General features: G+C 71.9%; 24 protein-coding genes and 1 riboswitch. Of the genes, 5 read left to right on the plus strand and 19 right to left on the minus strand.

Annotated features, from left to right (window positions below; genetic code table 11):
* Nucleotides 1-6: 6 nt before the first annotated feature.
* The 8 genes from EZ242_RS14140 to EZ242_RS14175 form a co-directional block, all read right to left on the minus strand.
* Nucleotides 7-774, minus strand: a complete 768-nt coding sequence (locus EZ242_RS14140) for an SDR family oxidoreductase (RefSeq protein WP_135285812.1) — start codon at nucleotides 772-774, stop codon at nucleotides 7-9.
* Entirely contained in the window at nucleotides 771-1,766 is a 996-nt protein-coding gene (locus EZ242_RS14145) for an ABC transporter substrate-binding protein (RefSeq protein ID WP_205960659.1), read from the minus strand. Before EZ242_RS14145 ends, EZ242_RS14140 begins: the two co-directional genes overlap by 4 nt.
* Nucleotides 1,767-1,776: 10 nt before the next feature.
* A complete protein-coding gene (locus EZ242_RS14150; RefSeq protein WP_135285814.1) occupies nucleotides 1,777-2,568 on the minus strand; it encodes an ABC transporter permease in 792 nt (263 codons plus the stop codon).
* Complete coding sequence (locus EZ242_RS14155; protein WP_135285815.1) at nucleotides 2,565-3,326, minus strand: ABC transporter ATP-binding protein; 762 nt, start codon at nucleotides 3,324-3,326, stop codon at nucleotides 2,565-2,567. The genes EZ242_RS14150 and EZ242_RS14155 overlap by 4 nt, the downstream gene beginning before the upstream one ends.
* Nucleotides 3,323-4,783 carry an acyl-CoA reductase gene (locus EZ242_RS14160; protein ID WP_240787097.1) on the minus strand — a complete coding sequence of 487 codons (1,461 nt, stop codon included), beginning with the start codon at nucleotides 4,781-4,783 and terminating at the stop codon, nucleotides 3,323-3,325. The genes EZ242_RS14155 and EZ242_RS14160 overlap by 4 nt, the downstream gene beginning before the upstream one ends.
* Nucleotides 4,780-5,877 carry a LuxE/PaaK family acyltransferase gene (locus EZ242_RS14165; protein WP_240787098.1) on the minus strand — a complete coding sequence of 366 codons (1,098 nt, stop codon included), beginning with the start codon at nucleotides 5,875-5,877 and terminating at the stop codon, nucleotides 4,780-4,782. Before EZ242_RS14165 ends, EZ242_RS14160 begins: the two co-directional genes overlap by 4 nt.
* Nucleotides 5,874-6,728, minus strand: a complete 855-nt coding sequence (gene thiD / locus EZ242_RS14170; RefSeq protein ID WP_135285817.1) for a bifunctional hydroxymethylpyrimidine kinase/phosphomethylpyrimidine kinase — start codon at nucleotides 6,726-6,728, stop codon at nucleotides 5,874-5,876. The genes EZ242_RS14165 and thiD overlap by 4 nt, the downstream gene beginning before the upstream one ends.
* A gap of 76 nt (nucleotides 6,729-6,804) precedes the next feature.
* Nucleotides 6,805-6,898, minus strand: a riboswitch (TPP riboswitch).
* Between the two features lie 50 nt (nucleotides 6,899-6,948).
* Nucleotides 6,949-7,728, minus strand: a complete 780-nt coding sequence (locus EZ242_RS14175; RefSeq protein WP_135285818.1) for an SDR family NAD(P)-dependent oxidoreductase — start codon at nucleotides 7,726-7,728, stop codon at nucleotides 6,949-6,951.
* 180 nt (nucleotides 7,729-7,908) lie between these two features.
* Between EZ242_RS14175 and EZ242_RS14180 the strand changes: the two genes are divergently transcribed.
* Genes EZ242_RS14180 through EZ242_RS14190 form a run of 3 tightly spaced genes read left to right on the plus strand, consistent with a single transcriptional unit; the run spans nucleotide 7,909 to nucleotide 10,593 of the window.
* Nucleotides 7,909-8,901 (plus strand): dihydrodipicolinate synthase family protein, encoded by a 993-nt coding sequence (locus tag EZ242_RS14180; protein WP_135285819.1) that lies wholly within the window; start codon nucleotides 7,909-7,911, stop codon nucleotides 8,899-8,901.
* 26 nt (nucleotides 8,902-8,927) lie between these two features.
* Entirely contained in the window at nucleotides 8,928-9,887 is a 960-nt protein-coding gene (locus tag EZ242_RS14185; RefSeq protein ID WP_167784770.1) for a Bug family tripartite tricarboxylate transporter substrate binding protein, read from the plus strand.
* Between the two features lie 43 nt (nucleotides 9,888-9,930).
* A complete protein-coding gene (locus tag EZ242_RS14190) occupies nucleotides 9,931-10,593 on the plus strand; it encodes a TetR/AcrR family transcriptional regulator (RefSeq protein WP_167784771.1) in 663 nt (220 codons plus the stop codon).
* Between the two features lie 39 nt (nucleotides 10,594-10,632).
* Here EZ242_RS14190 and EZ242_RS14195 read toward each other — a convergent pair whose 3' ends face one another.
* Genes EZ242_RS14195 through EZ242_RS14215 form a run of 5 tightly spaced genes read right to left on the minus strand, consistent with a single transcriptional unit; the run spans nucleotide 10,633 to nucleotide 14,324 of the window.
* Nucleotides 10,633-11,097 carry a hypothetical protein gene (locus EZ242_RS14195; protein WP_135285822.1) on the minus strand — a complete coding sequence of 155 codons (465 nt, stop codon included), beginning with the start codon at nucleotides 11,095-11,097 and terminating at the stop codon, nucleotides 10,633-10,635.
* A gap of 48 nt (nucleotides 11,098-11,145) precedes the next feature.
* Nucleotides 11,146-11,382 (minus strand): DUF1653 domain-containing protein, encoded by a 237-nt coding sequence (locus EZ242_RS14200; RefSeq protein ID WP_135285823.1) that lies wholly within the window; start codon nucleotides 11,380-11,382, stop codon nucleotides 11,146-11,148.
* 8 nt (nucleotides 11,383-11,390) lie between these two features.
* Nucleotides 11,391-11,765, minus strand: a complete 375-nt coding sequence (locus EZ242_RS14205; RefSeq protein ID WP_135285824.1) for a TfoX/Sxy family protein — start codon at nucleotides 11,763-11,765, stop codon at nucleotides 11,391-11,393.
* 53 nt (nucleotides 11,766-11,818) lie between these two features.
* Nucleotides 11,819-13,375: a sulfatase family protein gene (locus EZ242_RS14210; RefSeq protein ID WP_135285825.1), complete on the minus strand. Its 1,557-nt coding sequence runs from the start codon at nucleotides 13,373-13,375 to the stop codon at nucleotides 11,819-11,821.
* Complete coding sequence (locus tag EZ242_RS14215) at nucleotides 13,368-14,324, minus strand: Bug family tripartite tricarboxylate transporter substrate binding protein (RefSeq protein ID WP_167784772.1); 957 nt, start codon at nucleotides 14,322-14,324, stop codon at nucleotides 13,368-13,370. The genes EZ242_RS14210 and EZ242_RS14215 overlap by 8 nt, the downstream gene beginning before the upstream one ends.
* A gap of 105 nt (nucleotides 14,325-14,429) precedes the next feature.
* Between EZ242_RS14215 and EZ242_RS14220 the strand changes: the two genes are divergently transcribed.
* Nucleotides 14,430-14,936, plus strand: a complete 507-nt coding sequence (locus EZ242_RS14220) for a MarR family winged helix-turn-helix transcriptional regulator (protein ID WP_167784773.1) — start codon at nucleotides 14,430-14,432, stop codon at nucleotides 14,934-14,936.
* On the opposite strand, the gene EZ242_RS14225 is transcribed toward EZ242_RS14220, so the two are convergent.
* Both EZ242_RS14225 and EZ242_RS14230 read right to left on the minus strand, forming a co-directional pair.
* Complete coding sequence (locus EZ242_RS14225; RefSeq protein WP_135285827.1) at nucleotides 14,924-16,177, minus strand: M24 family metallopeptidase; 1,254 nt, start codon at nucleotides 16,175-16,177, stop codon at nucleotides 14,924-14,926. The genes EZ242_RS14220 and EZ242_RS14225 overlap by 13 nt on opposite strands.
* Nucleotides 16,174-17,469, minus strand: coding sequence for a Rieske 2Fe-2S domain-containing protein (locus EZ242_RS14230; RefSeq protein ID WP_135285828.1), 1,296 nt, complete (start codon nucleotides 17,467-17,469; stop codon nucleotides 16,174-16,176). The genes EZ242_RS14225 and EZ242_RS14230 overlap by 4 nt, the downstream gene beginning before the upstream one ends.
* Before the next feature lie 155 nt (nucleotides 17,470-17,624).
* Between EZ242_RS14230 and EZ242_RS14235 the strand changes: the two genes are divergently transcribed.
* Nucleotides 17,625-18,632, plus strand: a complete 1,008-nt coding sequence (locus EZ242_RS14235) for a Bug family tripartite tricarboxylate transporter substrate binding protein (protein ID WP_167784774.1) — start codon at nucleotides 17,625-17,627, stop codon at nucleotides 18,630-18,632.
* A gap of 337 nt (nucleotides 18,633-18,969) precedes the next feature.
* Here EZ242_RS14235 and EZ242_RS14240 read toward each other — a convergent pair whose 3' ends face one another.
* The 4 genes from EZ242_RS14240 to EZ242_RS14255 form a co-directional block, all read right to left on the minus strand.
* A complete protein-coding gene (locus tag EZ242_RS14240; protein WP_135285830.1) occupies nucleotides 18,970-19,416 on the minus strand; it encodes a MarR family winged helix-turn-helix transcriptional regulator in 447 nt (148 codons plus the stop codon).
* 28 nt (nucleotides 19,417-19,444) lie between these two features.
* Nucleotides 19,445-20,575: a PAS domain-containing sensor histidine kinase gene (locus EZ242_RS14245; protein WP_240787099.1), complete on the minus strand. Its 1,131-nt coding sequence runs from the start codon at nucleotides 20,573-20,575 to the stop codon at nucleotides 19,445-19,447.
* Nucleotide 20,576: 1 nt separating this feature from the next.
* Nucleotides 20,577-21,380, minus strand: coding sequence for an alpha/beta fold hydrolase (locus tag EZ242_RS14250; RefSeq protein ID WP_135285832.1), 804 nt, complete (start codon nucleotides 21,378-21,380; stop codon nucleotides 20,577-20,579).
* A gap of 128 nt (nucleotides 21,381-21,508) precedes the next feature.
* A complete protein-coding gene (locus EZ242_RS14255; RefSeq protein ID WP_240787100.1) occupies nucleotides 21,509-24,010 on the minus strand; it encodes an AI-2E family transporter in 2,502 nt (833 codons plus the stop codon).
* Nucleotides 24,011-24,262 lie beyond the last annotated feature (252 nt).

Genomic DNA, 24,262 nt, shown 5'->3' on the forward strand with positions numbered 1-24,262 from the left:
GGGCCTTCATTTCATGACGAGTCCGCCATCGACGAACAGCACCTGCCCGGTCACGAACCCGCTCCACTCGGAAGCTAGGAACAGCACGGGCCCGGCGATGTCCTCCGGCCGGGCGATGCGGCGCAGCGGCGTGGCGGCGGCGATCTGGTCGCGCAGCGCGGCGCGGGTGTCCGCGCTGGCGGCGGTGGGATAGACCAGCCCGGGCGCCACGCAGTTGACGCGCACGCCCAGCGGGCCGAGTTCGGCCGCGAGGTTGCGGCTGAAGCCCACCAGCGCCGACTTGGCGGTGGTGTAGGCGTGGTAGGGCACCAGCGGATGCTCCACCAGGTTGCTGGCCACGTTGACGATGGCGCCGCGGGCGCGCTGCTGCAGGTGCGGCAGCGCCGCGCGGCACACGTGGTGCGCGGCCCCCACCGCGCCGTCGAACTGCGACTGGTAGTCGGCCCAGTCCAGCTCGCCGAAGCGGCGGCGCCGCTCCGGGTCGAAGGCATGGGCACGGAAGGCGTTGTTCACCACCACGTCGAGCCGGCCGAAGGCCTCTACGGCCTGCCCGACCAGGCGCTCGGCCTCGGCCACCTGCGTGACGTCGGCCTGCAGCGCCACGCCGACGCCGCCGGCCTCGCGGCAGTCGGCCGCCACCGTGCGGGCGGCCGCTTCGTCCCGCAGGTAGTTGACCGCGACCGCCGCGCCCTCGCGCGCGAAGGCGCGGGCGATGGCCGCGCCGATGCCCCGGCCCGCGCCGGTGACCAGCACCGCCTTGCCTTCGAAGTTCATGGCGCGGCGAGCAGCTCGGGACTGACCACGCCGTCCAGCCGCAGCGGCCGGGAGACGAGCCCCAGCGCGTGGTACACGTCCGCCGCCTTCTGCAGCGAGGCCAGGTCCATCGCGCCCAGGCCCGCGCGCTCGGTGAGCGGCGAGACGGTCGAGGCGTTGCGCAGGCGCACGATCTCGGCGTTGAGCGACGGGTCGCTGCCGTCGATGGCGCGCGTGACGGCCAGGCGCGCGGCTTCGTCGGGCTGGGCGATCATCCACGCGGCCGCGTTGCGGTAGGCACGCAGGAACCGGCGCAGCGCCTCCTTGCGCTGCTGGAACACGGCCTCGCGCACGACGAACAGGTCGCTGGAGACGGGCAGCGAGTCGCCCACCTCGATCACGTTCACGTCCTTCACGCCGCGCCGGCGGGCGACGGCCAGGCCCGTGTCGGTGGCGGCGGTGGCGTCCACCTGCCCCTGCATCAGGGGCGCGAAGTTCAGCAGCCCCGTCACCACGATCTCCACGTCACGCTCGGCCAGGCCCGCCTGGTGCAGCAGCACCAGCAGGTTCTGGCGCGTGCCGCTCGCGAGGCTGTAGACGCCGATGCGCTTGCCCTTGAGGTCGGCCGGGCGCGTGATGCCGCTGGACTTGAGCGCCACCACGTTGAAGACGTTGCGCGGGTAGATGTCGTAGATGGCGCGCAGCTTCTCGCCCTTGTCCAGCGCCGCGAACAGCGAGCCGGGGTCGGTGAAGGCCACGTCGGCCTGGCCGCTCAGGATGTTGCGGATGGCGTCGCCGCCGCCCGCGCCGGGCACGTAGGCCAGCTCGATGCCCTGCGCCTTGTAGAAGCCCTTGTCGGGTTCGGCCAGCAGCGGCATGACTTCGGTGATGGGCTTGCTCCAGCCGGCCACGGTGATCTTCTCCGGCGCCGGCTGGGCGCGCAGGGCGGGCGGGATCGCCGCCAGGGCCGAGGCCGCGATCAGGTGGCGGCGGGTCAGGGTGTGCAGGGGCATCGTTGCTTCCTCAGGCATGGGCTTGGACGGGGGGCGCGGGGACGAATGAATAAGGGCGCAGCAGCCAGCGCTCCAGCCACAGCGTGGCCTGGTAGGCGGCCCCGCCCAGGGTGGCGATGAGCAGCAGCACGGCGAACATGAGGGGCGTGTCCATGCTGCCCTGCGCGGCGATGACCAGCGCGCCCAGGCCGCGGCTCGCGCCCATGAACTCGCCGACCACGGTGCCCACCAGCGCCAGCATGACGGCCACGCGCAGGCCCGCCAGGATGCCCGGCAGGCCCGTGGGCAGCTTGAGCCGCCACAGCACCTGCGCCCGCGTGGCGCCGAGCATGCGAAACAGCTCCAGCCGCTCGGGCGCGACCTGGCGCAGGCTGGTGAGCGTGGTCTCCAGCAGGGGAAAGAAGCAGACCAGCGCGGTGATGACCACGGTGGACGTGAGTCCGAAGCCGAACCACAGGATGAACACCGGCATGAGCGCCAGCTTGGGCACCACCTGGCTGGCGACCACGTAGGGCGTGAGCAGCGCCCGCAGCGGGCGCGATTCGGCCATGGCCACGCCGGCCGCGAAGCCGACGCCGCAGCCCAGGACCGCGCCCAGGACCAGCGCCTGCGCGGTGGCGGCCAGGTGCGGCAGGAAGTAGCCGCTCGCGAGACCCCGCCACAGCGCCGCCAGCACCGCCGAGGGCGCCGGCAGCACCAGCGCCGGCAGCCCCAGGCTGCGCGCGGACCACTCCCAGGCGGCGACCAGCGCCACGCCCAGCAAGCCCGAGCCGGCCCACAGCCGCCAGCCCGCGGCGCTCATGCGCACACCCCCGCGCTGTCTTCCAGGGCTGCGCGCACGCGCGCCACGGCGCGCGCGAAGGTGCCATGGGCACGCAGGCCGGGCGGCCGGGGGCGCGGCAGGTCCACGACGAGCGTCCGGGCGAGCCGGCCGCCCGCCATGACGCTGACCCGGTCGCCCAGGTACACCGCTTCGGCGATGTCGTGGGTGACGAAGAGCACCGTGCTGCCCTCGTCGGCGCACAGGCGCAGCAGGTCCTGCTGCAGTTCCTCCCGGGTGATGGCGTCCAGGGCCGCGAAGGGCTCGTCCAGCAGCAGCAGCGGCGGCGCCGGCAGCAGCGCGCGGGCCAGCGCGGCGCGGCTTTGCTGGCCGCCCGAGAGCTGGCGCGGATGGCGCTGCGCCAGGCCGTCCAGCCCCAGGCGCGCCAGCAGGTGCAGCGCGCGGTCCCGGTCCGCCGGAGCGGGACGGCGCTGCAGCGAGATGGGCAGCAGCACGTTGTCCAGCACGCTGTGCCATTCGAGCAGCGTGGGCGACTGGAACACGAAGCCGATGTCGGCCCGCGCCTGTGCGGGCGGGCGCCCCCGCAGGCGCACGTGGCCCGAGCGGGGCTCGACCAGCCCGGCGGCGAGCTTGAGCAGCGTGGTCTTGCCGCAGCCGCTGCGGCCCAGCAGGCAGTGCAGCTCGCCCCGGGGCACGTCCAGGTCCACGCCGGCCAGCGTGGGCGCCGCGCCGCCGTGGGCGAAGGACAGCGCCTTGAGCTCCAGGAAGGCCGTGCTCACGGTGCGTCCTCCTGCGCGTAGGGCGCCAGGCGATCGGCGGCGCGTTCGGCGGACGCTTCGATCTCGACCATGCGCACCAGGTCCAGCAGGTTGAAGCGCCCGTCGTGGTGCCAGCCCGCCTCGGGCAGCGCGAGGGCGCCGAGGGCCGCGATGCGCGTGACGCCCGCGCTCGCCAGGCGTTCGGCCAGGGCGAAGAGGCGTGCCGGCGCGGCCGCCACGCCCGCCGACTGCAGCACGCCGGCATGCGGCGCCAGCGCGTCGGCGGCGGCTTCGAGCGCGTCGACCGCGACCACCTGCACGCAGCGCCAGCCGGGCGTGGGTGCGAGCGGGCGCGCCCGCGGGCTGAAGGCCACGGCCCAGGCGCCGTCGTCGGCGGCGAAGAGTTCGTCGCCCTCGCCGCCCCAGGCGCGCGCCTCGGCCGCATGCCGCCAGCCGGCAAGCGCGGCGGATTCCTCCAGCGACAGCGGGCGGCGCGCGAAGCGCTGCGCGAGCTGCGCGAGCTCGGCGGCGAGGTACTGCGCGAAGTCGCGTGGCGCGACGGCCCCACCCCGCTCCACGTAGATCACGTGCGGCGAGTAGCAGCCCTGCTGCTCCCAGCGCACCACGTCCAGGGCCGCCGCCCGGGCCAGCGGCGGGCCGCGGTGCGCATCCAGCGCGCAGCGCGCCACCAGGGACAGCCCCAGCTTGTGCCCGTAGGGAAGAAAGCGCGTGCCGGCGGGCACCTGCTGGCGCAGCTGCGCGATGGCCGCGTCACCGCCATAGGCCAGCACCGTGTCGGCCTGCGCGTGCAGCGTGCTCGCCGGCTCCGGCTCGCCGCCCGGCCACCAGGTGACGGCCAGGGCATCGGCCAGCGGCGGATGCAGCTCGCACAGCAGCCGCGCGACGACCGACGCGAACACCGGCTCGGCGCTGGGCAGCTTGCCCACGCTCCCCGCCTTGACCAGCAGGCCGCTGGCCAGGCTCCACAGCGGCAGGCCCGGCACGTTGCCGGCCCAGTGGTGCACCAGCAGCGCCGGGCCGATGGCCCGCACGAAGCCGCCCTTGCGGGCCGGCTGGAACTCGTCCAGCACCTTGGGGTTGGCGAAGTCCTCGGCCACGAAGCGATGCAGCTGCGGCGCGCGGAAGGCCTGGAGGTAGGCGCCCAGGCCCAGGCGCACCATCTGCGGGTCGTAGCCGGTGACGCGCGGCAGCAGTTCGTCCAGCTCGCGGCGTGCCGGGTCGTCCGCGTCCAGCAGGCGCATCACCGCGCGGTCGATCAGCGCCACGATCTCCGAGACCCGCAGCGCCTGCAGCTCGCGCCGCGCGCCCTCGCGCACATGGGCCGCCAGCGCGCGCATGGCCGCGGGGTCCAGCCGGGGCACCCGCACCTGCAGCGCGCCGCCGTCGAAGGACAGCGCGTGCCACTGCGCCGCGTCCGCGAAGGCGGCGGGGAGCTGGCCGGCCTGGAACGTGGTCACGCCGAGGCCCCCTGCAGGAATTCCTCGGCCGCGAGCGAGCAGCCCTGGGCCTGCGCGCCCTGGGCGCGGCCCAGGAGCAGGAAGCCGCCGTCCTGCTGCACGCCCACGTCTTCGGTGAGGAGGGTGGTGCTGCTGTTGAAGCTGGCGAGGTCGCAGTGCACGAGCAGGCCCCGCTCACCGGCCGGCAGCTCGCGGCCCGTGAGCGGGTCCACCACGCGCGAGCGGACCCAGTGCGGGCCGCGCTTGACCGAGGGCACCGCGGCATTGCCCGCGTCGTAGAACTGCGAGCTGAGCTCGGTCATGCCGTACATGTTGATGCAGCGCTCGCGCGGCACGCCCAGCGCCGCGGAGAGGCTGCCGTAGAAGTCCTCCAGCGGCAGCTCGCGCGACTGGCCCTTGTAGCCGCCGGTGTCCAGCAGGCGGCTTCCGGGCGGCAGGCGCAGCGCTTCGCCGCGCGCCGCGAGCGCATCCATCAGGTGCACGAAGCTGAAGCTCGCACCCAGCACCGCGACCGGGTCGCCGGCCTGCTGCGCCTGGCGCAGCCAGGCCAGGAGGCGCTCCCGGTCCATGCCCGTGTCCGCGCCCACGAACCAGCCGCTGCCCGCGGCGCCGAACTCGCGCACCGCCTGGGCCAGGTAGCGTGCCAGCGAGGAGTTGCGCAATTCGTCCTCGGGCGGAAACAGGATGGCCATGGGCAGGCGCGCCGTGCCCTGCATGACGTGCCGCGCGAAGCCGCCACGCATGGACGCGTCCCAGACGGCGATGCGCGGATGCCAGTGGCGCCCGCGCAGCTCGGGCCGCGTGGTGCCGCTGGTCATGAACACGCGCTCGCAGGCGGCCGTGGGCTCGCAGCTGAGGGTGGCGTCCTTGAAGGCGCTGATCGGCACCGCCGGGATGTCGCGCCAGCCGCGCACGCGCCGGGGCGTGATGCCGCGGCGCTGGCAGAAGCGCCGCAAGGGCTCGTTGTGCGCGTACTGGTGCGCAAAGAGCTCGAGCGCCAGGGCGTCGAAGCCGGCCTCGTCGCAGCCGTCCTGCGCGATGAAGCCGAGCAGCTTCGCGATGAGGGCTTCGGTGGCGGGCATCAAGGGGCTCATGGCCGTCCCTGCAGGACGCGCGGCTGCCAGCCGTGGTTGAGCGGTCCGCTGCCGGCGCCGGTGCGCACGGCGGCGCCGGCCTGCAAGGCGCCGCGCACGTAGTCGCGCGCGCGTTCGACGGCCAGCGGCAAGGGCTGGCCCAGGGCCAGCTCGCAGGCGATGGCGCTGGAGAGCGTGCAGCCGGTGCCGTGGGTATTGGGCGTGTCGATGCGGGCCGAGCGCATCACGAGCGGCGCCTCGCCGGCTTGCAGCAGCAGGTCGCAGACGGTGTCGCCCGGCAGGTGGCCGCCCTTGAGCAGCACCGCGCGGGCGCCGCGCGCGAGGAGTTCTTCGGCGGCTTCGTGCATATCGGCTTCGCTGCGCAGGGCGCGGCCGACCAGCAGCGCGGCTTCGTCCAGGTTGGGCGTGACGAGGCGGGCGCGCGGGAACAGCTCGCGCACCAGCACCGCGACGGCTTCCTCGTCGATCAGGCGCGCACCGCTGGTGGCGACCATGACGGGGTCGAGCACCACGCAGGACAGGGCATGCCGGTCGATGGCGGCGGCCACGGCGCGCACGGTCTCGGCCGCGCCCAGCATGCCGACCTTGACCGCATCGACGCCGATGTCCTCCACCACCGCGTCGATCTGCGCGTGCAGCATCTCGGTGGGCACGACGTGGATGCCGCGCACGCCCAGCGTGTTCTGCGCCGTGAGCGCGGTGATGGCCGTCATGCCGTAGCAGCCCAGGGCGGCCATGGTCTTGAGGTCGGCCTGGATGCCCGCGCCGCCGCCGCTGTCGGAGCCGGCGATGGAGAGCACGCGCGGATAGCGCAGCGCGGGCGCGGCGGCGGGGGATGCGGCGAGGTTCAAGCGTTCTCCTTCATGGCGGCCATGTGGTGCCCCGAAGGAGTGACCTGCGACCGGCACGCATCCCACGAAGGGAGGGGCCGGTGAGGCGGGCTCTTCTTACGCCGGTATGAACCGGATCAAGTTCGCGGGTCTGGATCTCAGCACGACAGCGTGCACCCCGGAGCGGGGCCGATTCTCGCACAGGCGTCCGTGGCCACGAAGCGCGGCAGGCAATCCCCCCTCAGGCCCCCTGCCCCAGGAACAGCGTGAGCGCGCCGTCGATCATGAGCGTGGTGCCGTGCACGTAGCGCGCCTTGGGCGAGGCCAGGAAGACCACGGCCTCGGCGATCTCTTCGGGCCGGCCCGCGCGCTTCATGGGGATGGACTGCACCTGGCGCTCGCGCGCCTGCGGATCGTCCAGCGCCTCCTGGTTCATGGGCGTGAGGATCATGCCCGGCGCGACGTTGTTGACGTTGATGTCCTTCTGCGCCAGCTCCAGCGCGAGCGTGCGCGTGAGGTTGCGCAGGCCTCCCTTGGACACGTCATACGCCGAGCCGCCGGCGCGCGGCACCTCCTGGTGCACGCTGGTGATGTTCACGATGCTGCCGTGCCGGCCGCTGCCCTCGATGCGGCGGATGAACTGCTGGCAGCAGAAGAAGGGGCCGTAGAGGTTGGTGCGCAGGGTGCGGTCCCAGTCCTCGATGCGCATGTCCTTCACGTTGGCGCTCACGCTGTCGATGCCGGCGTTGTTCACCAGGATGGTGGGCGTGCCCAGCTCGCGCACCGCCCGCTCGAAGAGCTGCTCCACCGACTGCGGATCGCGCACGTCCAGTCGCACTTCCAGCGCCCGCCGGCCGTGGCCGCGCACGGCTTCGGCGGTGCGGCCGGCGCCTTCCCGGTCGCCGAACCAGGTGACCACGACGTCCGCGCCTTCGCGCGCCAGCGCGATGGCGCTGGCCTGGCCGATGCCGGAGTCCGAGCCGGTGACGATGGCAATGTCGCCTTGCAGCAGAGCACTCATGCGTTCGTCCTTTCCTTGCCACGCAACGGGGCAATCGACGTGCCCGAGCCGATGCCGCCGGCCAGCTCATCGCGGGTTTGACCCTATTTGTTCAATTTCGATCGCGCTCAGAATTGAACAATGCAAGCCACTGGGGCTTCGCGACACGGCCTGCGGCCACATCGAGAAAAGGATTACCAAATGCGATCACTGGGTGACGTCTGCTATGCGGCGGTGCTGCTGCCGTTCACGCCCGACCTGAAGGTCGACGAGTACGCCTTCCGGCACTACCTGCGCTATTTCCTGGGCGATCCGCGCTTCGTCGCGCGCGGCGGCCTGTGCATCAACCCCGAGGCGGGCGAGATCTTCTATCTCACCCGCGCAGAGAAGCGCCGCGTGCTGGAGATCGCCATGGAGGAGGTGGGCGGCAAGGTGCCCGTCATCGCCGGCACCTGGGCCCTGACCACCGACGAGGTCGTGGACACGGCCCGCGACGCCAAGGCGCTGGGCGTCGACGGCATCTTCGTCACGCCGCCCGGTGGCGCGCAGGACATCACCTCCTGCTGGGACGCCGACAACTACCCCGAAGTCTGGTCCGACCAGATCAAGGCCCAGGACCGCGCGGTGGACCTGCCCATCATCACGCACCCGGTCTCCGGCTCGGCCGCGCCCTTCACCCCGGGCCTGCCGGTCGCGGCGACGGTGGCCATCTGCAAGGAAATCCCGAACATCGTCGGCTGGAAGATGACCTACGGCTACGACGGCTACCGCATCGTCGGCAAGGCGCTGCGCCAGCTGCCGCGCCGCGTCTCGGTGATGGCCGCCCTCGCCTCGCGCTTCCACGAGTACCGCGCCACCGACCTGTTCGACGGCACGCTCAGCGGCTTCTGGAACTACGGCATGGAATCCATGCTGGACCACCTGGACGCCTGGGACCGGCGCGACATCGACGCCGCCTGCGCCGTCTGGCAGGGCGGACTGTCGCAGCTGCACGAGTACGTGGCCGACATGGGCCGCCTGCACGTGCGCTACAAGGTGGCCGCCTGGCTGCGCGGGCACATTCCCAACCCCTTCATGCGTCCCCCGATGCCGGCGCCGCGGCAGATCGAGATCGACACGATCTATGGCCTGCTCAAGGCGGCCGGGCTGTCGGTGATCGACCAGAAGGAAACGGCGCTCGGCGTGCGCCGATGACCCCCCGTACACAACAGGAGACAAGCATGCATTCCCCTTCCAGGCTTTCCCGCCGGGCCCTCGTGGCCGCCACCCTGCTGGGCTTGCTCGTCGCATCCGCGTCGGCGCAGGACTATCCGCAGCGGCCGGTCTCGATCGTCGTCACCCTGCCGCCGGGCTCGACGGTGGACGTGCTGGCCCGCGCGTTCGGGCAGCAGCTGTCGCAGCGGCTGAAGCAGTCCGTCGTCGTGGAGAACAAGCCGGGCGCCGGCCTGATGCTCGGAATGCAGAACGTCGCAGCGGCGCCGGCCGACGGCCACATGCTGGCCTTCACGCCGGTCACGCCGCTGACCATCCAGCCGCACCGCACCAAGACGAGCTACGCGATGGACTCCTTCGTGCCGCTGTGCCAGACCTTCGAGAACGTGTTCTTCCTGGCGGTGCCGTCCTCCTCGCCCCACACCAGCGCCAAGGGCGTGCTGGAGCACCTGAAGGCGCAGCCGGGCAAGCTGCGCTACGGGCACTCCGGCACCGGCTCCGCGCCGCACCTGATGGCCGAGGAGATGTGGCGCAGCCTGGGCGTGTCCGCTACCGACGTGCCCTACCGGGGCGAGACCGCCTTCGGCCCGGACCTGATGGCCGGCGTGCTGGACGCCGGCATGGTCACCACGTCCATGCTGCAGCAGCTGAAGTTCCGGCCGCTGGCGGTGTTCGCGCCGGAGCGCTCCAAGGCCTTCCCGGACGTGCCCACCACGGCCGAACTCGGTGCGAAGGTGCTGCCCTCGGCCTACGGCGGGCTGTTCGTGCGCGCCGGAACTGCGCCCGAGGTGGTCAGCCGGCTGGAGGGCTTGTGCAAGGACATCGTCGCCACGCCCGCCTACCAGAAGCAGGCCGAGACGCTGCAGCAGAACGCCACCTACCTGGACCGCGACGCCTTCGCCCGCCGGCTCACCGACGACGCGCAGGCCAAGGGCAAGCTGCTGTCGCAGCTCAAGCTGCGTGACTGAACCGCTGGGCTTGCGCCTCTCGGCTGCGATTACAGTTGCCGGCGTGAGGCCCACGAACGACTCCGCCGCCAGCCCGGAAGCGCAGCCCGAGAAGCTCGGGCTGCGCGAGCGGAACAAGCGCGACAAGCTCCATCGCATCCGCGAGGCGGCGCTGCACCTCTTCGAAACCAAGGGCTTCGACGCGACCACCACCCGCGAAATCGCCGAGCGCGCCGACGTGGGGATCGGCACCGTCTTCGAATACGCGGACGACAAGCGCGACCTGCTGTTCCTCGTTTTCAACGACGACCTCGACCGGCTGGTGGACGCGGCCTTCGCCAAGGTGGACGGGCGCAAGGCGCTGTCCCAGCAGGTCTACGCCGTCTTCGCGCGCTTCTATGAGACCTTCCACCCCCGCGCCACGCTCGCGCGCCTCCTCTTGCGCGAGCTGGTGTTCTTCTCGCAGGGCAAGCAGGCCGGCCAGTTCATGGCCAACCGCGAGCGCATCCTCGCCGGGCTGGAGGCCATCGCCGCGCAGGCCCGCGAGCGCGGGCGTCTGCCGGCCGGCGAAGACCCGGCGGAAGTGGCCAAGGTGTTCTTCTTCCTCTATTCCGGCGAGGTGCGCCTGTGGCTCAGCGCCCCCGAGCCGCAGCTCAAGGCGGGGCTGGGCAGCCTGCAGCGCACCTTCGCCCTCTTCGGGCGCGGGCTGGGCGAGCGGGTGGACTGAGAAGCCGGGGCCGGCAACCGGCCTGCCTTCGCGCACCAATCAGAGCTCGGTCTCAGGCTGCACGCGGCGGTAGCGCACCTGGTGCTTTCCCACGTGGTCCGTGCCCAGGAACTCGTTGCGCGTCTCGAAGCGGACCTGGAAGGTCGCGAAGGGCAGGTTCAGGCGCGAAGGCGGACGGCCGCTCATGAGGGTGTACTTGCGCTTGAGGTTGGTGCCGTCATAGAACCAGCTGCCACCGTGGTCCAGCTGCGTCACCCGGCCGTCCTGCTCGGTGATGCGCACGCGCTCGGTGAAGGCGCCGTCGGGGTCCAGCCGCAGCAGGCGCCGCGTGTGGACGCCCTCGCGCGTCTGCTCGCGCAGCCAGGTGCCGAACAGCTTCTGCTGGACATCCTGCTGGCCGGCCGTGAGCAGGTGCGTGGCCGCCGGGGCGCCCGGATGCCCGTCACCCGCCGCCAGCGCGATGGCCCCCAGGGACAGCAGGACGACGGCGGCGACGCGGAGCATGCGACGCATCTTCACCGACCGCACGCCGCACGACAAGCGCGGCGCGGCTCAGGGCGTGGGGACCGGCGCGAAGCGCGGCCGCACGACCCCATCCACCTCGATGCTTTCGAAGAACATGGCATGCGGCCGCACCCACAGGCCCTGCTCGCCATAGAGCGCGCGGTACAGCACCAGGGGCTCCAGGCTTTCGCTGTGCCGCACGACGCCGAGCACCTCGTACTCGCCGCCCTTGTAGTGGCGATAGCGGCCGGGGGCCGTGGGGGGAAGCGGTGGCAGGTCGGACATGGTGCAGGTCACGTGGCCGCCCTGCGGCGGCCAGGCTTGGGGACGGATCGCGCGCGCAGCGCCGCGGCCAGCGCCAGGCGGCCCCAGGGCTGCATGAGGGCGGGCGAGTCCATGGCTTCGGCGGGCGGGGTCCAGAACTGCAGGGAAACGACGCGTTCGCGGCTGCGATGGCTGAAGCGCTGTCCGCCCGCGCGCTCGAATGCGGGCGCGGTCTCGGCGTCGGCCTTCAGGTACAGGCGCTCCCCGGTGATGATGGCCACGAAGAGCCCGTCCACGTACAGCCCGTGGCCGCCGAACATGCGCCGCAGCTGAACGGCGCCCGCCGATGCGAGCAGCTCGGCGCAGTACTCGGCGAACTCGGCGCGGCGCGCAGGCGATGGCATGGCGCGGATGATCGCATGACGCCAGCACGCCGCGCCCGGCCGCGGCGCGGGGATCAGGCGGCGCCGATGGGCTGCGGCAGCACCGCGAGTTCATCCCTCGGGCGTGCGTGGATCATGTCCACCAGCTCCTCGCGCACGCCCCGGCAGGCGGCGTCGTCCCAGCGGTTGTGCATTTCCTCGGGGTCCTCGCCCAGCAGGTAGAGCTCCCCGGTTCGGGTGCCGCGCTCCAGCGTGAGCTTGGCGCGCGCGGTACGCACCGCCCGCAGGTCCAGCGCGACGCCACAGCGGGCCGGGCCGAGCTTCCATTCGGAGCGGGCGAAGTCCCGGGCGCTGCCTGCGCGGCCCTCCAGCAGCGGACGCAGGCTGTGGCTGTGCCAGTCGACCGGCGGCAGGCCGGCGTAGTCGGTGAAGGTGGCGGCCAGGTCCAGGGTGGAGACGGGGTCGGCCACCACGCGGCCGGCGCCCACGCCCGGGCCGCGCACGACGAGGCCGACGCGCAGCAGGCCCTCGTAGAACATCGGTCCCTTCAGCATGAGCCCATGGTCGCCGAGCCACTCGCCGTGGTCCGAGGTGAAGACGACCAGCGTGTCCCGGGCAAGCTGCAGCTCGTCCAGCACCGACAGGATGCGACCGACGTTGTGGTCGATGAGCGAGATCATCCCGTAGTAGTTGGCGATCAGGTGCCGCAGCGCCTCGTCGCCCTGCGGATCCATGCGGGAGTACTCGCGGCGCACGCGGCCCATCTCGCCGGGGGTGGCCGGCTCGCTCTCCACCGCGGCGCGGTGCCACCACGGACGCCGGTGGAAATCGCGCTCGCGGTGGCGGGGCAGCGGCACGGCGGCGGGATCGTGCAGCCGGCTCCAGGGCAGCGGCGCATCGAAGGGATGGTGCGGGTCGGGGAAGGACACCCAGGCACAGAACGGCCGCGCCGGATCGCGCGCGTGCTCGCGCAGCAGCTCGATGGTCCGATCACCCACCCAGGTGGAGTTGTGCCAGGCGACCGGCAGGCACGACTGGTGGGTCTGCGCCGCGCCGCCGTTGGGACCGCCATGCTCGCGGTACAGCGCGTCCTTCAGGTCGCCCAGGCCGTCCTGGTGGTACCAGCGCTCATAGTGCATGCCGCGCGGGCGGCGCTCGGGCAGCCAGTAGTTGTGCCCGATCAGCATCAGCTCCACCTGCTCGAAACCCATGTAGGGTCCGCGCCAGTCGTCCAGGTAGCCGGCCGAGCCCTGCACGTTCTCGCAGCGGGTGGTGGGCTGGTGCGTGTGGTACGTGGAGAAGTGCGCCTTGCCGATGAAGGCGGTGCGCCAGCCGGCGCGCCCGAGCCGGGCCGCGAAGCCGCGGCCCGCCGTGTCCTCGTCCAGGTCGATGCCGTTGTCGTGCACGCCGTGCGTGAGCGGAAGCAGGCCCGTGAGCATGGACGCGCGGGACGGCTGGCACACCACATTGGGGGTGATGCAGGCGGAAAAGCGCGTGCCCTCGCGCGCGAGCTGGTCGAGGTGCGGCGTGTGCACGGGCTTGCCTTCGAAGCCGAAGGCGTCGCCGCGGTGCTGGTCGCTCGTGATCAGCAGGATGTTGGGCGGGCGTGCCGGGCTCGTCCGCTCAGGCATCGGCCTTGAACCCCGCCTTGTCGATGCGTTCCTGCCAGCGCTGCGCATCCTCCTGCAGGCGCCTGGCGTACTCGGAAGGCGAGCTGGCCACCGCGTCGAGCGCCAGCTTCGCGAGCCCGTCACGCAGTGCGGGCGTCTGCACCGCCTTGGCGATGTCACGCGACAGCCGCGCGACCACCTCGGGCGGCGTGCGGGCCGGTGCGAAGACGCCGAACTGCTCCACGTCGCCCAGCATGGGAAAACCCGCTTCCGCGAACGTGGGCACGTCCGGCAGGGACTTCAGGCGCTGCGGCGTGGAGACGGCCAGGATGCGCACCTGCCCGCGCTGGTGGAAGGGCAGCAGGTTGGGCGTGCTGGAGAACATGGAGGGCACCTGCCCGGACAGCAGGTCCGGCATGGCCTGCCCGCCCCCCTTGTAGGGAACGTGCTGGATCGGAACGCCCGAAGCGCGGGCGAACTCGATGCCCATGAAGTGGAAGGGCGTGCCTTGGCCGGGCGAGGCGAAGTTGGCCATGGCCGGGTTCTCGCGCGCCCAGGCCAGGAACTCCTGCAGGCTGCGCGGAGGCAGCGACGCGGTGACGGCGAAGGCCTGCGAGTTCTCCACCACCGGCGACACGGGCGCGAACTCGGCCAGCTCGAAGCGCGGCTTGCGGTACAGGCCGCGCTCCATCGTCATGATGGAGTTGGGCATGACCATCAGCGTCTCCCCGTCGGGCGGGGCCGCCTTGAGGGCGTCGATGGCCAGCTTGCCGGCCGCGCCGGCCCGGTTGTCCACCACCACGGTGTAGCCGCCGGCGCGCAGGGCCTCGGCGAGCTGGCGGGCCACCACGTCCACCGCGCCGCCCGGCGGAAAGCCGACCAGCAGCTTCAGGGGAGTGCCGGCCGACTGCGACCAGCCGGCCAGGGGAAGCGCCGCGCCCAGGGCGCCCAGGAAGAGACGACGGTGCATGGGAAACCTCGCGTCGGAAAAGGGATGCGGCATTCTTTTCCAACTTTGTTTACTTGTCAACCAAGTCCACGGCATCGCCTGCGTGACCGGCTGATAATCGGCGCCATGGCTGATCCATCGCCCGACCCGCTGAGCCTGCTGGACAGGGACGGTCCCCTGCCCTTCGACGCCTTCGTCACCTTCCGCATCAACCAGCTGTCGATGGCCTTCGAACGCCAATGGACGCGCTACATGCGCGACACCGTGGGGCTGAGCCTGGGCGAATGGCGCGTGGTCGCCACCCTGGCGGCGTCGGGCAGCGCCACCTTCACCCATGTCGCGCAGGCCACGGGCATGAATAAGTCCTTGTGCAGCCGCTGCGTCGCCTCGCTGGAGACACAGGGACTGGTGGAACCTAGCCCCACCCCGGGCGACAGCCGCAGCGTGACGCTGGCGCTCACGCGCAAGGCGCAGCGCTTGGTCGCGCAGCTGCGGCCGGTGGTGCTGCGGCGCCAGCAGTTGCTGCTGGAGGCGCTCACGCGCGAGGAGCGCGTGGCGCTGTACGCCGCCATCGACAAGCTGCGCGCGGCGGCGGCGCGCTGGGATGCGCCGGATGGCGCTCAGTCCTTGTAGAACACCCGCGTGGGCAGCTCGTTGAGTTCGAGCGCGCCTTCGGGCCCCACCACCACGCCCGCGCCGATGTTCACCCGCAGCATGCCCAGGCAGGCATTGGGCTCCAGCTCCAGGCCCATGCCTTCGGCCAGCAGCAGGTCGCCGCGGCGCACGCCGGGGCGCTGGCCGCCTTCGACACGCTCGTCGCGCGTTCCCGCGAGCTGTTCGCGGTTGACGGCAGTGAAGCCCGTCGAGCCGAAGGTGAGCGTGTGCGCGAGCGGCGTCTTGCTCCAGCAGCCGGCGCTCGCGATGGGCGCCTCCATCGCGCGCACCACCTGCGCGAAGCTCGCGCCCGGCCGCACGGCCTCGACGCCGCGGCGGTAGGACTCGCGCGCGACCGCCTCGCAGCGGCGCACGTCCGGGTGCACCGGCTCCAGGGCCACGCACATCTGCACCTGCGCCTCCTGGCCGCCGTAGGTGGTGTGGATCTCGGCCTGCACCAGGTCGCCACGCGCCAGCGTGCGCGGGTGCTCGGCGCGGAAGGTCCAGCGCGGCACGCCCCAGCCGATGTTGTCCGGGCCCGACTGCAGCGACAGGAAGGGGTAGCGCAGCTCGCAGCCGTGGCGCAGCACCTCGCGCACGACCTCGGCATAGACCAGCGCCTCCGACACGCCCGGCGCGCAGGCCTCGGCCATGACGCGGCAGGCCGCTTCGCTCACCTGCGCGGCGTGGCGCAGCAGGGCCAGCTCCTCGGCGCTCTTGACCAGCATGAAATCGGTGAAGTCGCGCGTGAAGTCCTCCCAGCGCACGCCGGGACACCCCTCGCTCAGAACGCGCCACACGCCCAGGGGCAGCAGCCCGTCGGCCTCGCCCGGCGCGGTGGGGCCGAAGCCGACGATGCCCAGGGTGGCCCTGGCAAGCCCGCGTTCCTCGATCAGCTTCACCAGCGCCGCCGCGCCGCTGCCCACGCGATAGTCCTGCGTCCACAGCGGCCAGCCGCGCCGCTCGCTTTCGAACGCGCGCGAGATGCGGCCGGTGGCGAAGCCCAGCACGGTGGGCTCGCCGCCGTGGCCGAGGAGCACCATGCCGTCGATGAAGTCGTCCACCAGGTAGGACTCCAGCCGCTCGCGCCCCTGGAAACTTCCCACGACGAGGGCGTCGATGCCGCGCGCGGCCATGCACCGGCGCAGGCCCGCCCAGCGCCGGTCGCGCTCGGCCAGCGTGAGGACCGGACCGGGACGGGAAGGCGGGTGTGCGTTCATGCCGGGCGCGGGCTCGCGCCGTGCAGCAGCGCGAGCTGGAAGCGCACCTCGACGTGCGGGCGGATGTCCATGACTTCGGCGCGTGCGCCCTCCTGCGTCCGGGCCAGTTCGGGATGGGCCTGGTCCTCGCGCAAGCCCCAGACCTGCGGCAGGAGGTCGGGCGGGCGCGTCCAGTGGCGCAGCGGGCGGCCGGCGCGCAGGGCCTCCAGCTCGCGGCGCCAGAGACGGCGGATGACCGTCACGCCGACGTCGGATCGGCCCAGGTGCTCGGCGTCACGGTGCGCGATGAGGCCCTGCCCCACCTGCGCCACGTCGTCCTGCAGCCGCACCAGGTCCACGCGCTGCGCAGGCACGTCGCGCATCGACAGGCGGCCGGCGAGGACGTCGCGGCAGACATCCTGGTGGGCCAGGTCGATCTGCGATCGCCGTGCCTCGCGCCGCGCCTTGAAGCGCAGCGCCGCGTCGCCGCGGATCGGCACGCGGTGCAGGCTGAACTGCATGTGGTTTGAATCGTCGATGGGCACCCACCAGAACAGCGACTCCTGCCAGTCCACGTCCTCCTCGTTGGGCAGCGCCGTCATGTGGAAGACGTTGGGCATGCCGAACTGCTGCACGCGGCGGCGCCCGTCGCTGCGGGTGAAGGTGTAGGTCACCCCCCAGGGAGACTCCTCGGCCCGCAGCGCGCTGCCCAGGCCGATGCCCTGGAATGCGGCCCGGTTGTCGCCGTGCACGAAGCCCACGTGCGACATGTCCAGCGCGTTCTCCAGGTTCTGGAAGTAGTTGCATTCGCGCGCGTAGGAGTCGATCTCCAGCAGGCCGTCGAACTGCTCGAACTCGGGGTAGCGCGGAAGCGGCGGCGGATCGCCACCGCCCAGCCAGGCGAACACCAGCCCCAGGTACTCCCGCGCCGGCCAGGTCGCCAGGCCCATGCGCTCGCCGCCGGCGGAGGCCTCGGCCGGACGCTCCAGGCAGCGGCCGTCCGCCGCGAACTTCCAGCCGTGGTACATGCAGCGCAGGCCCTCGCCTTCGACCCAGCCGGTGGACAGCTGCGTGCCGCGGTGCGGGCAGCGCGCCTGCACGAGGCGGGCCTGGCCGTCCTCGCCGCGGTAGAGGGTGAAGGCCTCGCCCATGATCCTCAGCGGCACGGCCCGCCCGGGCGCGAGGTCCGCCGCGTGGTAGACGGGTTGCCAGAAGCGGCGCAGGTAGTCGCCGCCGGGCGTTCCGGGGGCGCAGCGGGTGAGGTCGTCGTCGCCGGGGGCAGCGGCGGGCGCGGGGCTGGGGACCGTGTTCAACGCGAAGCTCTCCTGCCCACGAGGGCCATCCGCGCCAGTTTAGTTGTAGCCTGCAACCTTCGGCAAGCCCATGCTTTCCATCGATTGACGCACCGCGGTGGGCGGACAGAGAATGGCCGTCAGTTGTCATCTTCAACCGAATGGGAGCCCATCGCATGGCGCAGCACACCCGACACCCACTCCCGCTGCCGGGCCGCCGGCAGGCCGTGCTGGCCCTCGCCGCGATGGCCGCCGGCGCCGCCTTGCCGCTGCGCGCCCAGCAGGCGGGCTTTCCCAGCCGCACCGTGCGCATCGTCGTGGGCTTCCCGCCCGGCGGCTCCTCCGACAGCGCCGCGCGCATCCTGTCCGAGAAGCTGGCCGCCGAATGGGGCCAGCCGGTGATCGTGGAGAACCGGCCCGGCGCCGGCAGCACCATCGCCACGGCCCAGGTCGCCTCGGCGCCGCCCGACGGCCACACGCTGCTGCTGATCGCGCCGGGCACGCACGCGGTCTCGGCCGCCCTGTTCCCCAACCTGAGCTACGACCCCGTGCGCAGCTTCACCAGCATCTCGCAGGTGGGCGCGGGCACCTACTTCGTGCTGGTGAACGCATCCAGCCCCTACCGCTCGCTCAAGGACCTGCTGGACGACGCGCGGGCCCGGCCCGGTGCGGTGAGCTACGCGTCCACCGGCAACGGCTCGGGCTCGCACCTGGTGGCCGAGTCCCTGGCGGGCGCCGGGGGCGTGAAGTTCCTGCACACGCCCTACAACGGCGCCGCGCCAGCCACGCTGGCCCTGCTCTCCGGCCAGGTGGCCTTCGCCATCAGCGACATCTCGGCCATCGGCCACCTGCAGTCGGGCAAGCTGCGCGCACTGGCGGTGACGTCCAGCCGTCGCTCGCGGCTGGTGCCGGAGGTACCCACCGTGGCCGAGGCGGGTGTGCCGCAGGCCGAATACGTGCTGTCGGTCGGTCTGGTGGGACCGGCCGGCATCCCCGCGCCGGTGGTGGAGCAGCTCAACGCCGCCATCACCAAGGTGCTCGCGCAGCCCGACGTGCGCCAGCGTCTGGCGGCGCTCGGTTTCGATGCGGAACCCAGCTCGCCGCAGGCCTACGGCCAGGTCATCGCCAACGAGGTGGACCGCTTCGGCAAGCTGGTGCGGCAGGTGGGCTTGAAGACCAGCTAGGCGGGGGGCGCGAACGCCCTGCGACTCGGCTCAGGACAGGCCCTTCGACCGACTCTCGACAAACAGCGGATCCCCGCCCCGCTCGCCCCCCCCAACCGTTCGGGCTGAGCCTGTCGAGCCCATCGCGCGAGACTCACCACGCGAGCCCCTTCGACAGGCTCAGGGCGAACGGATGTGTTTGATCGGGAATGTCTTCCACCGGGGCCGTGGCCGCGGTGGATAAACGCTCAAGACGAACGGATGCGTGTCTGATCGGGCCTGTCTTTCACCGACCACTGGCCGCGCTGGACAAGCCCAGCACAAAGGGGGCTAACACGGCGCCGGCCGTTCCAGGCCGCTAGTCCTGCGGGCCGCGCAGCTCGCGCTCCAGGCGGTCCAGGACGAGAAAGAGGCGCTCGGCATCCCGCTTGGGCAGGCGCTCCAGCAGCTCGCCCTGCACCCGGCCCACCTTCCGCGCGATGCGGCCGTTGCACTGGCGGCCGGCGGCCGTGGGCAGCAGGTCGATGCTGCGCGAGTCGTCGCTGTTGGCGCGCCGCGTGACCAGCTTCCTTTCCACCAGCGCCTTGACCGCGCGCGAGATGGCGGATTTGTCCAGCGTCACCCAGCGCTCCACCTCGGTGGCCGCCAGGGGCGCGAACTCGCACACGACGCTCAGCACCTTCCACTGGTGGGTGGTGAGTTCCTCGGCCGCGTACGCCTGCGCGATGCGCCGCCCGATGAGGAAGTGCAGCATCGACAGGCGATACGAGAGGTTGTCGTGGAAGGCTTGGTCGGGTGCGGGCATGCCGCTCGCGATTGTAGGAGGCCACGCCCTAGACGGTCGACGAGGGAATGCTGGCGGTGAAGGTGGTGCCCCTGCCGGTGGCGCTCTCGACCGTGACTTGTCCGCCGTGGGCCTTGGCGATCTCGCGCACGATGAACAGGCCCAGGCCGATGCTGCGGGTGGCGCTGTCCGCCGTGGTCCCCCGCACGAGCGGCTCGAACATGCGGGCCTGCACCTCGGCCGGGATGGCCGCGCCGCTGTTGTGCACCGCCACGCGGAACCCCTCGGGCCCGACCTGCGTGCGCACCGTGACCGGCGCCTCAGGGTCGCCGTAGGTCATGGCGTTGCCCACGAGATTGCCGACCAGCTGCGCGATGCGCTCGCCGTCGGCCGCGCAGGGGCCCGCGCCCAGTGGCTCGTGGACCAGCGCCCGTTCCGGGAAGGCCTGCCGCAACTCCTCCAGCACGTCGCGCACCAGCGCATGCAGGTCCAGGGATTGCACATGCACGGAGATGCCGTGACCGAGGCGCGCCTGCGTGAAATCGAGCAGTTCCGAGATGAGCCGGCGCGCCCGTTCACCGGCGCGCACGATGCGGCCGAGGATCAGCGCCTGCTGCTCGGTGTGCTCTCCATGCAGCAGCACCCCCGCGCCCATCTGGATGGTCTGCAAGGGGTTGCGCAGGTCGTGGCTGACGATGCCCACCATCTGCTCGGCCAGAAGCGCGCGGTCCTTGGCTTCGGCGCGCCGGAGCTTTTCTTCCGCGACCACGCTTTCGAGATGGCGCCTTGCCAGGAGCAGCTCGCGCTCGTACAAGTCCCTGTCGCGGGCGACGAAGAAGGCCAGCTCCGAAAACGCCTGGGGCCCGGGGAAATGCTGCACGTTGAGGACGACCGGAACGGCCTGACCCTCGCGGTGGCGCATTTCCAGCTTGACCTCGGCCACGGAGGACTGCATGTGCAGCATCGGGGCGATGTGCGTCTGGTGGAAGATGCGCCCGCCGATGGTGAGCAGCTCGTACATCCCGCGTCCGATCAGTTCGCTGCGCTCATAGCCCAGCCACCGGCAGCAGGTCTCGTTGGCGCGCAGGATCACGCCCTTGCGGTCGGTGCGAAGCAGCCCGCAGGGCACCCGGTCGAGAACGGCCTGGACCGCGGGTGCCGGGGGTCCGTGCTCGTCCACTTCAGAATCCGTTCGCCGCCAGGAACCCGTCGATGGCATCCGCGCTCGCACCGGGCGCGCTCAGGTGCGGGCAGTGGCCGAAGTTCTCGATGATCGCCAGGGTCGCGCGCGGGAGGGTGCGACGCATGAACTCGCCGACCGTGCGCGGCGCGATGATGTCGTCGCTGCATTGCAGGATCAGCGTCGGCACCTGCAGGCGCGGCAGGTCGGCGCGGTTGTCCGAGAGGAAGGTCACGCGCGCGAAGTGCTGGGCGATCTCCGGGTCGGTGCGGCAGAAGCTGTTGGTGAGCTCCTGCGCGAGCTCCGGCTGCTCCGGCGCCCCCATGATGGCCGGTGCCATGTTGCTCGCCCAGCCCAGGTAGTTGGCCTCCAGGGTGTCCAGCAGGCCATCGATGTCCTTGCGGTCGAAGCCGCCGACATACTCCCCGTCGTTGATGTAGCAGGGGGACGGCCCCACCATGACCTGCGCCGCGAAGCACTCGGGCGCCCGCAGATTGGCCAGCAGCCCGATCATGGCGCTCACCGAGTGGCCGACGAAGATCACCGGCCCTTGCGCGAACTCCTGCACGATCTCCACCACGTCGGCGGCATGGCCGTCCAGGCGGTCGTACTTGCTGCGGTCGTAGGCCGACAGGTCGGAGTTGCCGCTTCCGGTCAGGTCGAACAGGACCGTACGAAATCGTCGGGCATAGGCGGGCGCGATGCGCCGCCACATGTTCTGGTCACAGCCGAACCCATGCGCGAAGACCATGGTGGCCGGCCCGGATCCGGCGACCTGGACGTTGTTGCGCTTGGCAATGGACATCGCTTGGACTCCGGTATCAAAGAGGCATTGTTCCATAGGCGCCTCGGCAACATGGGCAACAGAAGCCGAATGCTGGAATCCTGCGCCGACCGTTGCGCCGGCGCCCAGAGCCGCGCAAGTGCGCCCTCTTACTCCGGCACCGGCTGCCCCACCGTGGTGGAGGCGGAGGACGCGGCCGGGGGCTCGTCGGCCGGCGTCTCGGGCGAGGCCACGGGTGCGGCGAACAGCGGCTCCATCAGGTCCTGCGCCATGGTCTGCAGCAGGCGCCGTTCGCGCTCGCTGAGTTCGCGCGGCTGGGTGTCCATCAGGCACAGGGCACCGAACACCTGCCCTTGCGGATCGGCCAGCGGCGCGCCGGCATAGAAGCGCACGCCCTGCGCCTGCAGGGCCGCGTTGCCCGCAAAGCGCGGGTCGCGCGCGACGTCTTCCACCACGACCGTGGACTTCTCGTGCACGACATGGCTGCACACCGAATCGGAACGCGCCCAGCGGAAGGCGTTCGCCAGGGCGCCGCCGCGCGCCGGCGGCGCACCGGCGTCCCCGGCCGGGGCATCGCGCCCGGTGCCGGAGGCCGCGTCGCTGCTGCCGACGACGTGCTGCAACTCCTCGTCCACCACGGTGACCAGCGCGATCGGCACGTCGAAGATGTCGGCGGCCCGACGGGCCATGCGGTCGAAGGCGGGGCGGTGGGACTCACCCAGGATGCCGCTGCCGCGCAGCGCGGCCAGGCGCTGCGGTTCGTCCTCGGGCAAGGGCGCGGGCTCGTGGCCGGCGGCGGCCGACGGGCCTGCCAGTTGCGCCGTGGCGGCGAGCACCTCCTTGACGCCCGAGGCGACGGCGTTCACCCCGCTGTCCCGCACGGACGCCAGGTTTTCCGCCGGTGCGCTCCAGGCCGCCAGCACGATCTTCAGGTCAGGCCAACGGCGGCGCAGCCGTCGGCACAGAAAGCGTACCTGCGCCTGCGGCTCGGCGGCGAAGACCGACAGGCACAGGATCCTGGCGCCGTGCAGGTCCAGGCGCTGGAAGAACGAGCTGCTGGTGAAGTCGCCGTCCAGCACGCGGGCCGGCACCCCGGCTTCCTGGAGTGCCTGCACCACCATGCGCGCGGCCAGCAGATCGATCTCCCACTTGCCGCCCATGGCCACGACCTGCGGCGGTCCGGCCGCGGGCGACTGGGGCGCCGGCCGCTGCTCCAGCTCGACCATCACGCGCTCCATTCCTTCGAGCACCCGCAGGCGGTGTTCCGCATCCGCCGCATGCTGGCGATGCAGGCTGGCCAGCCGCAAGGCGGGAATGGCGATGTCGTCATAGAAGGCCACCAGGCCGTCGGCGGCCACGTGCTCCTCGGCCATGTCCACCACTTCCTCCAGGTCGTCGGCGATCAGGCGCTGGTAGAAGCGGGTGGGTGCATCCAGCACGGGCTGACTGCCCAGCAGCACCTCCATGAACTGCAAGCCCGGAATGTGCCGGCTGAAGACGAGGATGCAGACCGTGAGCGGCGTGGAGATCACCAGACCGACGGGCCCCCACAGCAGCACCCAGAAGGTGGCCGAGACGATCAGCGACATGGCCGACAGGCCGGTGCTGGGACCGTACAGCAAGGGCTCGACGACGTTGTTGCTGACCAGCTCCAGGACGGTGATGAGCAGGGCCGTCCACACCAGCATGCTCCAGCCAGGATCGACGGCAAAGGCCAGGGTCAGGGGAAAGGCCGCTGCGATGAACGGACCAATGAAGGGAATGAACCGCATCAGCGCCGCGACCACGCCCCACAACATGGCGCCCGGCACCCCGATCAACCACAGCCCCAGCCCCATGGGGATGCCGTAGGTCGCGTTGACCACGAGCTGCATCAGCAGGTATTTGCTGATGCGGCCGCTGGCCTCGTCCATCGCGTCGGTCGTGCGATGCAGGTCGCCTCCGAGCAGCCGCAGCATCCGGTCGCGCAAGGCCTGCCGGTCCAGCAGGATCAGCACCAGGAAGACGAAGGAGATGCCGGCGCTGGCCAGCGGTCCGCCCACGGCCTCGAGCCAGGCCATGGCGGCGTCCAGGGGCGAAGGCGGCGCCGTCTCCACCTGCACGGTGGGCAAGGGCGATTTCGGCTGCGCCTCCTTGACCTCCTGGCGCACGGTCTCCAGGGTCCTCGCGGCGCCTTCCAGCGCGCCGGGCTGGGTGAGGGTGCGATTGAGGTCGCGGATCTTGCCGCGGATGGTGGCCTCGTAGCGCGGCAACTCCGCGCTGAGCGCACGCACCTGTTCGGACAGCACCAGCGTCGCCGCGGCAAGCGCCGCCAGCATCAAGGTCACCACGACCGCCACCGCGGCCGCGCGCGGCAGTCGCCGGCGCTTGAGGCGCACGACCGCCGGTTCGAGCACGAAGCTCAGAAGAAACGCGACGGTGAGCGGGACCAGCAGTTCGCGGCCGAAGTACAGGCCCGCCACCACGATGACGCCCGTGACGGCGGCCGCGGCCACCCGCAGCGGCGCCATGCCGGAGGTTCCACCCGCATCGCCCCATCGGCGCCCACGCCCCGGCCAGCCGGATGGCGCCTCGGCCGGCCCGGCCTCCTCGGGCGCATGCCGCTGCGCAGCGGCCTCGCCGAAAGAGGAAGGTGGATCGGATCCGGGCATGGCGCAAAACTCCATCGGCGCAATCGCGCTGGCCTGATGGTGCTTACCTTAAGCGCGGCACGAAGGCCCGGCAGTAGGACGACGCGCCCTGGCCGTTGCGCTTGCGCGGACGAACTGACTTCGCGCCGTCATGGGGCAGGCGCGCCTTTGCCACGAAGCCGGACCTTTTCCGCGCCGCCGATGGGTTTGCTCGGCTATTGGGTAAACCGCCGCGACGGAGACGCTAAGCTCAGCCGCAAAGGAGCGCTTCCC

Origin of the sequence: Ramlibacter rhizophilus (genome assembly GCF_004681965.1) — a bacterium.
In the GTDB taxonomy this organism is placed as follows: Bacteria; Pseudomonadota; Gammaproteobacteria; order Burkholderiales; family Burkholderiaceae_C; genus Ramlibacter; species Ramlibacter rhizophilus.

Bases quoted from the DNA above. Each gene is read 5' to 3' on its own strand.
- EZ242_RS14140 (WP_135285812.1), bottom strand. From the start codon at position 774: ATGAACTTCGAAGGCAAGGCGGTGCTGGTCACCGGCGCGGGCCGGGGC.
- EZ242_RS14145 (WP_205960659.1), bottom strand. From the start codon at position 1,766: ATGCCCCTGCACACCCTGACCCGCCGCCACCTGATCGCGGCCTCGGCC.
- EZ242_RS14150 (WP_135285814.1), bottom strand. From the start codon at position 2,568: ATGAGCGCCGCGGGCTGGCGGCTGTGGGCCGGCTCGGGCTTGCTGGGC.
- EZ242_RS14165 (WP_240787098.1), bottom strand. From the start codon at position 5,877: ATGAGCCCCTTGATGCCCGCCACCGAAGCCCTCATCGCGAAGCTGCTC.
- EZ242_RS14175 (WP_135285818.1), bottom strand. From the start codon at position 7,728: ATGAGTGCTCTGCTGCAAGGCGACATTGCCATCGTCACCGGCTCGGAC.
- EZ242_RS14180 (WP_135285819.1), top strand. From the start codon at position 7,909: ATGCGATCACTGGGTGACGTCTGCTATGCGGCGGTGCTGCTGCCGTTC.
- EZ242_RS14185 (WP_167784770.1), top strand. From the start codon at position 8,928: ATGCATTCCCCTTCCAGGCTTTCCCGCCGGGCCCTCGTGGCCGCCACC.
- EZ242_RS14195 (WP_135285822.1), bottom strand. From the start codon at position 11,097: ATGCTCCGCGTCGCCGCCGTCGTCCTGCTGTCCCTGGGGGCCATCGCG.
- EZ242_RS14200 (WP_135285823.1), bottom strand. From the start codon at position 11,382: ATGTCCGACCTGCCACCGCTTCCCCCCACGGCCCCCGGCCGCTATCGC.
- EZ242_RS14205 (WP_135285824.1), bottom strand. From the start codon at position 11,765: ATGCCATCGCCTGCGCGCCGCGCCGAGTTCGCCGAGTACTGCGCCGAG.
- EZ242_RS14210 (WP_135285825.1), bottom strand. From the start codon at position 13,375: ATGCCTGAGCGGACGAGCCCGGCACGCCCGCCCAACATCCTGCTGATC.
- EZ242_RS14215 (WP_167784772.1), bottom strand. From the start codon at position 14,324: ATGCACCGTCGTCTCTTCCTGGGCGCCCTGGGCGCGGCGCTTCCCCTG.
- EZ242_RS14220 (WP_167784773.1), top strand. From the start codon at position 14,430: ATGGCTGATCCATCGCCCGACCCGCTGAGCCTGCTGGACAGGGACGGT.
- EZ242_RS14225 (WP_135285827.1), bottom strand. From the start codon at position 16,177: ATGAACGCACACCCGCCTTCCCGTCCCGGTCCGGTCCTCACGCTGGCC.
- EZ242_RS14235 (WP_167784774.1), top strand. From the start codon at position 17,625: ATGGCGCAGCACACCCGACACCCACTCCCGCTGCCGGGCCGCCGGCAG.
- EZ242_RS14240 (WP_135285830.1), bottom strand. From the start codon at position 19,416: ATGCCCGCACCCGACCAAGCCTTCCACGACAACCTCTCGTATCGCCTG.
- EZ242_RS14250 (WP_135285832.1), bottom strand. From the start codon at position 21,380: ATGTCCATTGCCAAGCGCAACAACGTCCAGGTCGCCGGATCCGGGCCG.
- EZ242_RS14255 (WP_240787100.1), bottom strand. From the start codon at position 24,010: ATGCCCGGATCCGATCCACCTTCCTCTTTCGGCGAGGCCGCTGCGCAG.